Genomic DNA, 13,323 nt, shown 5'->3' with positions numbered 1-13,323 from the left:
AAAGCGTCCTCAGTCCGTTCCCAACTCTGCAAGCGGCCGGTCCGATGGCGGTTCTTCCTGCCCGTTCCGCGCTGGCCTTCCCCGGCGCCATGGCCTGCCTGACCTTTGGCCCAGCACGACGACGGCGACTCCTGCCAAAATCAGGCCCAGTCCGGCATAGGTTCCGGCCGGGAGCGTCTCCTCCAGGAAAACCGCGGCAAGCAGTGCAGCCCCCGGAATTTCCAGAAGGATAATCATGGAGACCACCAGCGGGCTCATGGAGGCCAGGAGGTGGTTGAACGCTGTGTGGCCCACAAGCTGCGCGCAGACTGTAATCGCCAGGATCCCCAGCCAGCCCGCCGCTTCAAAGCCCGCCAGCGGTTGCCCGGCCAGCAGAGCCATGACGGCCACGAAGGCTGCACACATCCCGTAGCACAGGGTGGTGTACGTACCCGTCGTCATACTTTGCCGGGCCTTTCCGCCTGCCAGCGTGTAAAGGCCGGCCAGCGCGCCGCCGGCCACGGCCAGGAGGTCGCCCAGCAGGGCCTGGGGGGACGAGCCCATGTCAAACCCGGTAATGGCAACAACACCGCCAAAAGCGACGCCCAGCCCGGCCAGCACCTGCCACCGGTGGCGGGTCCCGCGGAAGAGTTGGAAGACCGCGATCCACGCCGACTGCAGGCACACCAGCGCCGTAGCAGCCGCGACAGAGGTGAGCTGCAACGAGGTGATGAAGCAGGCAAAGTGGAATGCCAGGGCGACGGCGGCCAGCAGGCACCAGCGAAACTCACGCCTGGTGATCCTGCCGAATTGCCGGGGCTCCCGCACCAGCGTGGGAGAGGCCATCACGGCTGCGCCGATCGCGTTGCGCCAGAAGGCAATGGCGAGGGCACTCACAGTGGTGGCGCCCAGGGTGGCAGCAATCAGCGGACCAGATGACGCGACCCCCAGGACGCCGAGGGCTGCAATAAAGAAGTTCACTGACCAACCCTAATGCGCGGTTCCATTTGCTGTTTGAGCTCATGCCGGCGGACAAAGCAAAAGTCCCGGCCGGCGTTTCCGCTGACCGGGACTTTCCTATGGTGGAGGCACGGGGACTCGAACCCCGAACCCCCTGCTTGCAAAGCAGGTGCGCTACCAATTGCGCCATGCCCCCATAAGAAGCAACCCGTCAATCATACCCTAGAACCAGGAGCCGCTTGACCAGCTCCAGTCCGGGCCCGGCGCTAGTCCACCGAGTCGGTTGACTTGCTCCAGGCATCTTTCCGGGCTTCGGATTCCTGTGCTTTCCGGTAGAGCAGGACGCCTGCGATCGCTGCTGCCAGTACAAGCAACTTCTTCACATGCTCCCCGTTCCGGCCGGGCTGCGGGTTACGCGAACCAGACCTGCTTGAACCTGCACAGGTTCCGTGGGCGTACCAGGACTTGAACCTGGGACCTCTTCGTTATCAGCGAAGCGCTCTAACCGCCTGAGCTATACGCCCCGATGCCTCATCGGGCCGAGACATGACTTTACAGCACATCCCGGCCCGATCTCAAATCGGGCATTTTCGCCGGTATCCGGCCGGCGAAAGCGGGGACCCTAGTCGTCCGTAAGGGTGACGCCGATGCCGCCCACAAGGGTGGCAGAGATGTTGTAGAGCACTGCCGAGAGCATGGAGAGAGCGGTCAGCAGGACCACGTTCACCACCGCGATGATGGTGGCGAAGGATGCCACCTGTCCGAGCGAAGCCACCTTCTTCAGCTCAAAGCCGCCGCCCTCGGAGCCGGCCAGGGTGCCCAGCAGGCTGTCCACCTGGTCGAAGATACCGGTGAGGTCGAGAACGGTCCACAGCACAATGGCGGCCACCACCGTGACAATTCCCAGTGCGACGGACAGCAGGAACGCCATCTTCAGGACGGACCACGGGTCCACCTTGCTGATCAGCAGCCGGGCACGCCGAACCTTGGCTTTCGGAGCAGGCTTGACCAGGCCCGGGGTGCCCTGCCCGGGAACGCCCGACGGCGGGCGCTGGCCGGGTGCCGGGCGCTGGCCGGGCTGTCCCACAGGACGCTGTGCAGGCGGTCCGGCAGGCCGGTCGCCCTGGGCCGGCCGCTGGCCTGGGACCACCGGGCGCTGCCCCTGGGCGGAGGCTGGTGCGGCAGGGCGCTGTTGGGGACGAACGGGGGCGTTGACCCGGGGAGCGGCTGAGGGCCGGCTGCCGTCGGGAACGGTATTGTTCGACTTGGGAAATGAGTCGGGATTACTCACTCGTTACCTCCGTTTGGTCTTCGTTCGGCTCAGCGTTGCCCGAGGCGTCCTCTGACTCAACGGCCGGTGATTCTTCTGCCAATGCTGGGCTGGCTGATTCCTCGAGGGATCCGCCGTCTTCAGCCAACGTTACGTCATCCTCCGGTGATTCCTCGCCCTCAAGGCCGCGTTCGCTGTTGCGTGCCACCTCGATAATCCGGTCGTTTTTGTCCGGCTTGGCAAAGATCACGCCCATGGTGTCACGGCCCTTGGCGGGGACGCCGGCAACGGAGGACCGAACCACTTTGCCGCCCTCCATCACCACCAGCACCTCGTCCTCTTCCTGGACGATCAGCGCGCCCACGAGGTCGCCGCGTTCTTCCGCGAGCTTGGCTACCTTGATGCCCAGCCCGCCGCGTCCCTGAAGCCGGTATTCCTCTACCGCTGTCCGCTTGGCATACCCGCCCTCGGTCACGATGAAGACGTAGGAGCCGTCGGTCACCACGTTGGCAGCCAGCAGTTCATCCTCCTCGCGGAACTTCATTCCGGTGACTCCGGAGGTTGCCCGGCCCATGGGCCGGAGGGCATCCTCGGTGGCGGTGAAGCGGATGGACTGGCCCTTGCGGGACACCAGCAAGAGGTCGTCAGTTTCCGAAACCAGCTGTGCGGACACCAACTCGTCGCCGTCGCGCAGGTTGATGGCAATCACGCCGGCAGAACGGTTGGTGTCGTAATCCTCAAGCCGGGTCTTCTTGACCAGCCCGCGTTTGGTGGCCAGGACCAAATACGGCGCCTGCTGGTAGTCCTTCAGGTCCAGGACCTGGGCGATGTGTTCGTCCGGCTGGAACGCCATGAGGTTGGCCACGTGCTGGCCCTTGGCGTCGCGGCCCGCTTCCATCAGCTCATAGGCCTTGGCCCGGTACACGCGGCCCAGGTTGGTGAAGAACAGCAGCCAGTGGTGGGTGGTGGTGACGAAGAAGTGCTCAACGACGTCGTCCCCGCGGAGCTGGGCACCCTTGATCCCCTTGCCGCCGCGCTGCTGCGAACGGTAGTTGTCGCTGCGGGTTCGCTTGACGTAGCCACCGCGCGTAATGGTGACCACCATCTCCTCTTCGGGAATCAGGTCTTCCATGGACATGTCGCCGTCGAAGCCCATGAGGATCCGGGTACGGCGGTCGTCCCCGTGCTTGTCCACGATTTCGCCGAGCTCGGTGCTGATGATCTCGCGCTGGCGCTGCTCCGAACCAAGGATTTCGTTGTACTCGGCGATCAGCGCTTCAAGTTCCGCGTGCCGGTCCTGGATCTTCTGGCGCTCCAGGGCGGCGAGGCGGCGCAGCTGCATGTCCAGGATGGCTCTGGCCTGCAGTTCGTCGATGTCCAGCAGTTCCATCAGTCCGTCACGTGCCGCTTCGGTGGTGTTGGAAGCGCGGATGAGGGCAATTACCTCGTCCAGCATGTCCAGTGCTTTCAGCAGCGCCCGCAGGATGTGGGCTTCTTCCTCCGCCTTGCGCAGCCGGTACCGCGTGCGGCGGGCAATGACATCCATCTGGTGGGTCACCCAGTGCCGGATGAAGGCGTCCAGGCTCAGGGTCCGGGGCACGCCGTCAACAATCGCAAGCATATTCGCCGAAAAATTGGTCTGCAGATCGGTGTGCTTGTAAAGGTTGTTCAGCACCACCTTGGCCACGGCATCGCGTTTCAGCACGATGACCAGCCGCTGGCCGGTGCGGCCGGAAGTCTCATCGCGGAGGTCCGCAATGCCCTGGATCTTGCCGTCCTTGACCAGTTCGGCGATCTTGATGGCCAGGTTGTCCGGATTTGCCTGGTACGGCAGCTCGGTGACCACCAGGCAGGTGCGTCCCTGCAGCTCTTCGACGTTTACCACCGCACGCATGGTGACGGAGCCGCGGCCGGTCCGGTAGGCATCCTCGATGCCCTTGTGGCCCAGGATGGTGGCTCCGGTGGGGAAATCGGGACCCTTGACCCGCAGCAGGAGTTCTTCCAGCAGTTCTTCGCGGCTGGCGCCGGGGTTGGCCAGGTACCACTGCACGCCGTCCGCCACCTCGCGGAGGTTGTGCGGCGGAATGTTGGTGGCCATGCCGACGGCGATGCCGGAGGATCCGTTCACCAGCAGGTTGGGGAACCTGGCGGGGAGGATGGTGGGTTCCTGGTTCTTGCCGTCGTAGTTGTCCTGGAAATCGACGGTTTCCTCGTCGATGTCCCGGACCATTTCCATGGCAAGCGGAGCCATCTTCGTTTCGGTGTACCGGGGTGCCGCCGCGCCATCATTGCCCGGGGAGCCGAAGTTGCCCTGGCCGAGGGCCAGGGGGTAGCGCATGGTCCAGTCCTGGATGAGGCGGACCAAAGCGTCGTAGATCGCCGTGTCGCCGTGCGGGTGGTACTGGCCCATGACCTCGCCCACCACACGGGCACACTTGTTGAAGGAACGGTCCGGGCGGTAACCGCCGTCGAACATCGCATAAAGGACCCGCCGGTGGACCGGCTTCAGGCCGTCCCGGACGTCCGGAAGGGCACGGCCCACAATGACAGCCATTGCGTAGTCCAGGTAGGACCGCTGCATTTCTGTCTGGAGGTCCACCTGCTCCACGCGGTCGATCAGCACGTCGCCTTCAAGAACGGTGTCCGGAGTGCCGGCGTCGGACGCCGGGTTCTCGGGTGTTTCGTCGCTCATTAATTATTTTCCGTTTCAGGTATATGTGAGATTCCGAATATTAGGACGGCGAGCTTCCTAGATATCGAGGAACCTGACGTCCTTGGCGTTCTGCTGAATGAAGTTGCGGCGTGATTCAACGTCCTCGCCCATTAGGATCGAGAAGATCTGGTCCGCCGCGAGGGCGTCGTCCATCGTCACCTGCAGCAGGGTGCGGTGGTCCGGATCCATGGTGGTGTCCCACAGTTCGGTGTAGTCCATTTCGCCGAGGCCCTTGTAGCGCTGAATGCCGTTGTCCTTGGGAATCCGGCGTCCGGCCGCCTGGCCGGCCACGAGTTTCGCGTCGCGTTCGCGGTCGCTGTAAACGTAATCGTGGGCTGCGTTGGACCACTTGATGCGGTACAGCGGCGGCTGGGCGAGGTAGACATAGCCGTTCTCAATGAGGGGACGCATGTAGCGGAACAGCAGGGTCATCAGCAGGGTGGTGATGTGCTGTCCGTCCACGTCGGCATCCGCCATCAGGACGATCTTGTGGTACCGGAGCTTGGAGAGGTCGAAATCCTCGCCGATACCGGTCCCGAAGGCGGTGATCATGGACTGGACTTCGGCGTTGCCCAACGCTTTGTCCAGGCGCGCGCGCTCCACGTTCAGGATCTTTCCGCGCAGGGGCAGGATGGCCTGGGTCTCCGGATTGCGGCCGCGTTTGGCAGAGCCGCCGGCGGAGTCACCCTCCACGATGTAGACCTCGCACTTCTCCGGATTCTTCGAGGAGCAGTCGGAGAGCTTGCCCGGCATGCCGAAGGATTCCAGCGGGCTCTTCCGGCGGGCGTTGTCCCGTGCCTTGCGCGCGGCCATTCGGGCCTGCGCTGCGGAGATCGCCTTCCGAATGACGTCCCGGGCGGGTCCGGGGTTGCGCTCCAGCCAGTCACCCAGTCCGTCGGTGACCACGCGCTGCACGAAGCCCTTGACCTCGGAGTTGCCGAGTTTGGTCTTGGTCTGGCCCTCGAACTGGGGCTCGGCAAGCTTGACGGAAATGACGGCGGTGAGGCCTTCGCGGATGTCGTCACCGGTGAGGTTGTCGTCTTTTTCCTTGATGATTCCCTTCTCACGCGCGTAGCGGTTGATCAGGGACGTCATGGCAGCGCGGAAGCCTTCTTCGTGGGTTCCGCCCTCATGGGTGTTGATGGTGTTGGCGTACGTGTGCACGCTCTCGGAGTAGGCGTTGGTCCACTGCATCGCCATCTCGAGGGCTATCTTGCGCTCTTTGTCCTCAGTTTCGAAGGCGATGACGTCCTCATGGACCACATCCACCTTCTTGCCGGAGTTCAGGTGCTTGACGTAGTCCAGCAGGCCTTCGTCGTACTGGTACACCACGGTGCGGTGCTCTGCGCTGACTTCGCCCTCGGTAACCACGGCGTCCAGGTCCAGGTCGGCGTCGGCATCCGCCTCAGCAGCGGTGCGCTCGTCCGTCAGCGTGATGCGAAGCCCCTTGTTGAGGAAGGCCATCTGTTGGAAGCGGGCACGCAGCGTCTCAAAGTCGAAGTCGGTGCTTTCGAAGATCGCAGGATCCGGGTAGAAGGTCTGGGTGGTACCCGTAAGGTCCGTTTCCTCACCCTTGACCAGGCTGCCCTGCGGCTTGCCGCCGTCCGCAAAGGACATCCGCCAGACATGGCCTTGGCGCCGCACTTCAGTGTCCACGCGGCTTGAAAGCGCGTTGACCACGGAGATGCCGACACCGTGGAGGCCGCCGGAAACCGCATAACCGCCGCCGCCGAATTTTCCGCCGGCGTGCAGGATGGTCATGACCACTTCAACCGTGGGCTTGTGCTCCGTGGGGTGCATGTCGACGGGAATGCCGCGGCCGTCGTCCACAACTTTCACGCCGCCGTCGGCCTGCAGGACAACCTCAATGTGGGTGCAGTAGCCGGCAAGGGCCTCATCCACCGAGTTGTCAACAACTTCGTAAACAAGGTGGTGGAGCCCGCGGGGTCCGGTTGAACCGATGTACATGCCCGGGCGTTTCCGTACCGCTTCCAGGCCTTCAAGGACAGTGATGTCGCTGGCACCGTATTCACGCGGCGTCGCCGATGCAGCCGGGGTGTCAGGCGTACGGGCATCCTCGACTGCGGGTTCAGCTGCCAGAATATCTGTATTGTCGTTAGCCACAGGCGCTGTCGACTCCTCTGTTCTCGATGATGGCCGGCCGAGTCCCCTCCTGGATCAGGAAAGTCATCCGCCAACAGGCACAAACTTATAGCGCCGGTGGCCTGCTGATGGTGGGGATCCGCACTCCGCGTGCTGTGAGCGCGCGAAAACGGACTCAGTCAACGTTTCACCCGCGCCCAGTTATCTACACAGATTCTACCGCGCGCCAGCCCATTTCCCCGCATTCCGGGGCCGTCGGTGGGCAGTGGTGTGCCCATGCGAGGGCGTTGGCCGCGCCTAGGGCGCGTTGGAGGTACGGCCTCCGGGTGCCTATACGCCCGGCATCCCTTACAGGCCTCTACACGCCGTTGGGCGGATTATCAAGAGGACGGTGCCGGGCACTACCCGTAAGTGTCCCGGGGGCCCCGGCCGTTTACCGAGCGGCCACCCTTGCGCCAGCTCGGAGCCGCAGGGCCAAGCACCTGGATGCTGGTCACCACCCCGTCGCCCAATTCCACCCGGAACTTTTCCAGGAGGCTGGTGCTAAGGAGCCGCAGCTGGGTGGCCCAGGCAGTTGAGTCGCAGCGGACGTGCAGGGTGGTGTCGGTGAAACTTTCCGGGATGCAGTGGGCCGAGATTTCAGGCCCGACCAGGGTTGCCCATTCAGCCATCACGGACCCCACCGCCACCGGGGAGGTCCATCCTCGTTCCGCCACCAGGCGCCCCACCACCTTGCCCAGGCCAAGGGGGTCGCGGCCCGTCGCGTGGAACTGGCTGAAGCCGCGGGTGTCGCGGGTGCCCTTTTTCGCCTTGGGGGTGCCCGGGCGGTGCGCTGCCCTGCGGATTTCGCCCCGCGCTGCGGCGGCCTCGCGCATCCGGTTCAGGGCAACCTGCGGGGCATCGATGTTGTCGGGATCGCGGCCGGGCTGGAGCCCGCCGCCCTTCTCATTGTCCCTGCTCATCAATACCTCCCGGGATGACTTTCACCCGCCGTCCGGACAGCTCTTCCGGGATGTCGGCGTCGACGGCGGCGGTCACCAGGACCTGCTCCGCGCCGGAGACTATTGCGGCCAGTTTACGCCGCCGCTGGACGTCCAGCTCGGCAAAAACGTCGTCGAGGATCAGGATGGGAGCCGACCCTCCGGTACGGGCGTCGTCCAGCATCACGTAGTAGGAGGCGAGCCGCAGCGAGAGGCACATGGACCATGTTTCCCCATGCGAGGCATAACCCTTGGCCGGCGCCTGGCCGAGGATGAGTTCCAGCTCGTCGCGGTGCGGTCCCACGAGCGAAATGCCCCGTTCGAGTTCCTTACGGCGGGATTCGGCGAAGGCGCGGACGTACCGCTCCGCCAACTGGTCCACGGAGAACTGGCGCAGGTCCTCCACGTCCGCCGAAGTACCTCCAGCCGCGCTGCCCGCAGCGGGAGGCAGCGCTGCGCCGTCGTCGTCCACCTGGTCCTGGAGGGTGGAGCGGTAGACGGCATCTGCCGGTTTTGACCCGTCGGTCAGGTCAGCATACGCCCGCGCCAGGTGCGGGCGGATCCGCTCCACCAGTTCAAGCCTTGCGTGGAGGAGTTCCGCGCCGGCCTTCGCCATGTGCTGGTCCCACACATCCAGCGTTGCCTCATGGGCGGGAGTGAATTTGCCTGCGCGGGCAGACTTCAGCAACGCATTGCGCTGCTTCAACACGCGGTCGTAATCGCTCCGCGTTGCGGCATGATGCGGAATGAGGCTCGCGAGCAACTCGTCCAGGAAACGGCGCCGGTTAGAAGGATCCCCCTTGACCAAGGCCAGGTCCTCCGGAGCGAAGAGGACCGTCTGGCAGATGCCGAGCAAGTCACGGGCGCGAACCGGATTACTGCGGTTGATTCGGCCGCGGTTTGCCCGCCCTGCGTTGATCTCAAGTTCCAGGACCGTAGTCTGTCCGCCCCGGACCAGGCGAGCCCTCACCAAAGCCCGGTCCGTTCCAAACCGCAAGAGGGGTGCATCCGAGCTGACACGGTGGGAGCTGAGGGTAGCCAGGTAGCCGATGGCCTCCATCAGGTTGGTCTTGCCGATGCCGTTGTATCCAACCAGGACAGTGACGCCCGGACCCAGGGCAAGGTCAACCTGGGCGTAACTGCGGAAGTCAGTCAGGGAGAGGTGTTCGAGGTACACGCGGATTTCGGCAATTCTGGGAACCTCGCGGGTTCCCGGGTGGATGCTACTTGGCTGGACGGGTGGCGTGCCCGCCGAACTGGTGGCGCAGGGCGGACACCATTTTCATGGCCGGGGAGCTGTCCTCGCGAGATTCGAAGCGGGCGAACAGTGCCGCGGTGATGGCCGGGGCAGGAATTGCGTTGGCAATGGCCTCTTCCACCGTCCATCTGCCCTCACCCGAATCCTCGACGTAGTCGTCGATGTTCTGCAGCCCCGGATCCTCATCCAGCGCCTTGACCAGCAGGTCCAGCAGCCAGGACCGGACCACAGTGCCTTTTTGCCAGGCGCGGAAGGTGCCGGGGAGGTCGTTGATGATGTCCTTGGAAGCCAGCAACTGGTATCCCTCGGCATACGCCTGCATCAGGCCGTATTCGATCCCGTTGTGGACCATCTTGGCGTAGTGGCCTGCGCCGATCCCGCCCACATGCACAAAGCTGTCTTCGCGTTCGCCCTCCGGGCGCAGGGCATCAAACACTGGAAGTGCGCGTTCAATATCCGCAGCATCTCCGCCCGCCATCAGGCCGTAGCCGTTCTGCAGCCCCCAGACTCCGCCGGACACGCCGCAGTCTGCGAAGCGGATGCCCTTGGCCCCGAGAAGTTCGCCATGCTTTTGGTCCTCGGTGAAGCGGGAATTGCCGCCGTCGATCACCAGGTCGCCTTGGTCCAGCTTTTCGCCGAGCTCGGTGATGACGGCGTCCGTGATTGCGCCGGCGGGAACCATGACCCAGATCAGCCGCGGAACCGGGACTGCGGCAAGAAGCTCATCAAGGGTCGCGACGTCGGTGATGTCCGGGTTCCGGTCGAAACCGGTGACCTCCACGCCGCCCTTGCGCAGCCGTTCGCGCATGTTGAATCCCATTTTGCCAAGGCCGATCAGTCCAATGTGCATTCTGGAACTCGTTTCTGCGCTAGAGGTGTGGCTGCGGGACCGTGTTCCCAACTAGGTAGCGCTAAGTGTCGTTTTGAACCTCCAAAACGACACTTAGCGCTACCTAGTTGGAGGGTGCTAGTTGGGGAGGCGGACGGGCATCACGAGGTAGCGGTAATCATCCTGGTCCTCGCCGTCGGCGTCCGCCTGGGCTGTGATCATGGCCGGTTTGGGCGCAGTGGTGAACGAGAACCGGACGAACTTGGTCTCGATCACGCTGAGGCCTTCCACCAGGTAGTGGGGGTTGAAGGCCACCGTGATGTCGTCACCGGAAAGCTGGGCCTCGAGTTCCTCGGATGCCTGGGCGTCCTCTCCGGTGCCGGCGTCCAGGTTCAGGAGCCCCTGGGTGAACGCGAGACGGACGGGGGTGTTACGTTCAGCCACCAGGGAGACGCGGCGTACCGCTTCAACAAGCTCCTGGGTCTGCACTGTCGCGTGGATGGGAGTCGAGTCCGGGAACAGCGAGCGGATCTTGGGGTAGTCCCCGTCCACCAGCAACGAGGTGGTGGTTCGTCCGCCGCTCTCGAAACCGATAAGCCTGCTGTCGTCGTCGGCGAGTGCAAGGTTGATGTCCCCGCTGTTACCGAGGGTCTTGGCGACTTCGTTCAGGGTTTTTGCCTTGACAAGGGCGCTGGTGGAGATGCCCGGGGTGACCGGCTTCCACGGCACTTCGCGCATGGCAAGGCGGTATCGGTCAGTGGCGAGCAGCGTGATGAGGTCGTCCTCGATCTCCATCCGCACACCGGTGAGGATGGGGAGGGTGTCATCCTTGCTGGCGGCAATGATGACCTGTGACACCGCTTGGGCGAAGGAATCACCGGGGACAGTTCCGCTGATTGCCGGGAGCGCAGGAAGCGGGGGGTACTCGGCCTCGGGCATTGTGGCGAGGTGGAAGCTGCTTCGACGGCAGGTCAGGGTGACCTTGTTGCCGTCCGTTTCGACGTCCACCGGTGCCGAAGGGAGGCTGCGGCAGATGTCCGCCAGGAGCCGGCCGGATACCAGGATGGTGCCTTCGTCCCTGACGTCAGCTGCGATTTCCAGGCGGGCAGAGGTCTCGTAGTCAAAGCTGGAGAGGCTGACCGTGCCGGCTTCAGCCTTCAACAGCAGGCCGGACAGGACTGGCACAGGCGGCCGCGGAGACAACGACCGGGCTGTCCAGGTGACGGCTTCTGCCAGGACGTCCCGATCGACTCTGAACTTCACGGAAGGGTGCCGCCTTTCATTGCTGCTGCCATAAGACCTGGAACTACCCGCAGGCAGTTCCTAAAAGTGGGGTGCCCCACCACCTGAACCTGCATGGTCCGTGCTGCAGGAACCACACGAAAACCCAAGGATGGGAGCGCTGCTGACAGCTTAGCCGGAAGATCGGGGATTAACCCATCCCCGATGCTCTCCGCTGCCCGAAGGGCCGCCCGGCCCGGTGTGGTCTGGACGAGCGCGGAGGTCTTGTTGTTTGAGGGATTTCAATTTCTTGGGATTAGTAGTGTTAATAACTGCTGTGGAAACTGTGGATAACCTTCCCCTGCCGCGGGATTCAGGGGTTAAGCCCTGTTCATCCAGTGTGGGTGGCGCAGGTTTTAAACAGGGTGTGGATGGGGACAAGATTTTTCGCGATTTCTCGAATCCACAGGCGCCTTAAGGGTTTTAAGCCCATTAACCGCGGTTGTCCCCTTAAGTATCCACAGGCTTATCCACATGCACCTGTTAATAAGGTATGGGTGCGCCGGCTAGGAGTCGCGCTGCTGCTGCTTGATCCGGTTGGTCAGCTCTGTCACCTGGTTGTAGATCACACGCCGTTCCGCCATCAGCTCGCGGATCTTCCGGTCGGCGTGGATCACGGTGGTGTGGTCGCGGCCGCCAAGTTCCTGGCCGATCTTGGGCAGCGACATATCGGTGAGCTCGCGGCACAGGTACATGGCAATCTGGCGTGCTGTCACCAGGGTCCGGGTCCTCGACTTGCTGCACAGCTCTTCCATGCTCAGCTTGAAGTACTCGGCGGTCTGCTGGAGGATCTGGCTGGACGTGATCTCCTGGGCGCCGTCGTCGGTAATGAGGTCCTTGAGGACCATTTCCGCAAGTGCCACGTCCACAGGCTGGCGGTTGAGGCTTGCAAAGGCAGTGACCCGGATCAGGGCACCTTCAAGTTCGCGGATGTTGCTGGAGATCTTGGACGCGATGTACTCCAGCGCGTCATCCGGAGCAGAAAGCCCTTCGCTCAGGGCCTTCTTGCGGAGGATGGCGATGCGGGTTTCGAGTTCGGGCGGCTGGATGTCCGTGAGGAGGCCCCACTCAAAGCGGGACTTCATGCGGTCCTCGAATCCTGCCAGCAGCTTGGGCGGCTGGTCCGAGGTGATGACCACCTGCTTGTTGTTGTTGTGCAGGGAATTGAACGTGTGGAAGAACTCCTCCAGCGTCCGGTCCTTGCCCGCGAGGAACTGGATGTCATCGATGAGCAGTACGTCCACGTTGCGGTACGTGGTCTTGAAGCTGGCGCCTTCATCGTCACGGATGGAGTTGATGAAGTCGTTGGTGAACTCTTCGGAGTTGACGTAGCGGACGCGGATGCCGCTGTAGAGCCGGCGGGCGTAGTGGCCGATGGCGTGCAGCAGGTGCGTCTTGCCCAGCCCGGAATCACCGTAGATGAACAGCGGGTTGTAGGCCTTCGCCGGTGCTTCAGCGACGGCGACGGCCGCTGCGTGCGCGAAGCGGTTGGAGGAGCCGATGACGAACGTGTCGAAGACGTACTTAGGGTTCAGGCGGCCGAACTCGTGGGAAGTGCTGGGCAGCATGGGCTGCGGCTTCTGCTCGATGAGCTGGTCCGGGGAGAAGGACGGCTCGACGACGACGGGCTCGGGTTCTTTGTGGATAGGCACCAGGTCCGTGTCCACGTCGATCGCGCACCGGATGTCCTCGGAGAAAACGTTGTGCAGTGCGTCATCCAGGGCGTCCTTGACCTGGGTCTGGAGCACTTCGCGGGTGAGTTCGTTGGGAACTGCCACCAGGAGGGTGGACCCGATCAGGCCCTGCGCCTGGGCGAGGATGACAAAGCCGCGCTGCCGCGGTGAAACGCGGTGGTCCTGTTCCAGCAGGCTGACAACGCGCCGCCAGGAACTTCCGACAGTATTGGCGTGGTTGGCTTCGTCTACTGTCATCAATCGGTTCCCTCAAAAC

Annotated in this window: 10 protein-coding genes and 2 tRNA genes; all 12 read right to left on the bottom strand. The window is 63.5% G+C overall.

What is annotated here, in order from left to right; all coding sequences use genetic code 11:
- Positions 1-9 precede the first annotated feature (9 nt).
- The 12 genes from C3B78_RS00055 to dnaA all read right to left on the bottom strand — a co-directional run bounded on the left by C3B78_RS00055 (position 10) and on the right by dnaA (position 13,304).
- A complete protein-coding gene (locus tag C3B78_RS00055) occupies positions 10-960 on the bottom strand; it encodes a DMT family transporter (RefSeq protein ID WP_104996254.1) in 951 nt (316 codons plus the stop codon).
- Between the two features lie 99 nt (positions 961-1,059).
- Positions 1,060-1,135 (bottom strand) — tRNA-Ala (locus C3B78_RS00050).
- Between the two features lie 70 nt (positions 1,136-1,205).
- Entirely contained in the window at positions 1,206-1,322 is a 117-nt protein-coding gene (locus C3B78_RS19925; protein WP_234005471.1) for a DLW-39 family protein, read from the bottom strand.
- Positions 1,323-1,389: 67 nt separating this feature from the next.
- A tRNA-Ile gene (locus C3B78_RS00045) sits at positions 1,390-1,463 on the bottom strand.
- Between the two features lie 98 nt (positions 1,464-1,561).
- The gene (locus tag C3B78_RS00040; RefSeq protein WP_104996253.1) at positions 1,562-2,230 is read right to left on the bottom strand and encodes a DUF3566 domain-containing protein; all 669 of its coding nucleotides are present in this window, start codon (positions 2,228-2,230) and stop codon (positions 1,562-1,564) included.
- Positions 2,223-4,901: a DNA gyrase subunit A gene (gene gyrA / locus C3B78_RS00035; protein WP_104996252.1), complete on the bottom strand. Its 2,679-nt coding sequence runs from the start codon at positions 4,899-4,901 to the stop codon at positions 2,223-2,225. Before gyrA ends, C3B78_RS00040 begins: the two co-directional genes overlap by 8 nt.
- A gap of 57 nt (positions 4,902-4,958) precedes the next feature.
- On the bottom strand, positions 4,959-7,046 hold the full coding sequence (gyrB, locus tag C3B78_RS00030) for a DNA topoisomerase (ATP-hydrolyzing) subunit B (protein WP_104996251.1): 2,088 nt from the start codon (positions 7,044-7,046) through the stop codon (positions 4,959-4,961).
- Between the two features lie 380 nt (positions 7,047-7,426).
- Positions 7,427-7,987 (bottom strand): DUF721 domain-containing protein, encoded by a 561-nt coding sequence (locus C3B78_RS00025; RefSeq protein ID WP_104996250.1) that lies wholly within the window; start codon positions 7,985-7,987, stop codon positions 7,427-7,429.
- Positions 7,971-9,182, bottom strand: coding sequence for a DNA replication/repair protein RecF (gene recF, locus C3B78_RS00020; RefSeq protein ID WP_104996249.1), 1,212 nt, complete (start codon positions 9,180-9,182; stop codon positions 7,971-7,973). The genes C3B78_RS00025 and recF overlap by 17 nt, the downstream gene beginning before the upstream one ends.
- Positions 9,183-9,228: 46 nt before the next feature.
- Positions 9,229-10,113, bottom strand: coding sequence for a phosphogluconate dehydrogenase (NAD(+)-dependent, decarboxylating) (gene gnd / locus C3B78_RS00015; RefSeq protein WP_104996248.1), 885 nt, complete (start codon positions 10,111-10,113; stop codon positions 9,229-9,231).
- Between the two features lie 117 nt (positions 10,114-10,230).
- A complete protein-coding gene (gene dnaN / locus C3B78_RS00010) occupies positions 10,231-11,355 on the bottom strand; it encodes a DNA polymerase III subunit beta (RefSeq protein WP_104996247.1) in 1,125 nt (374 codons plus the stop codon).
- 524 nt (positions 11,356-11,879) lie between these two features.
- Positions 11,880-13,304 (bottom strand): chromosomal replication initiator protein DnaA, encoded by a 1,425-nt coding sequence (gene dnaA / locus C3B78_RS00005; RefSeq protein ID WP_104996246.1) that lies wholly within the window; start codon positions 13,302-13,304, stop codon positions 11,880-11,882.
- Positions 13,305-13,323 lie beyond the last annotated feature (19 nt).

Origin of the sequence: Arthrobacter sp. PGP41 (assembly GCF_002953935.1) — a bacterium.
In the GTDB taxonomy this organism is placed as follows: Bacteria; Actinomycetota; Actinomycetes; order Actinomycetales; family Micrococcaceae; genus Arthrobacter.
The sequence above is the reverse complement of the archived record's forward strand: the minus strand, read 5'-3'. Positions and strand labels throughout refer to the sequence as shown.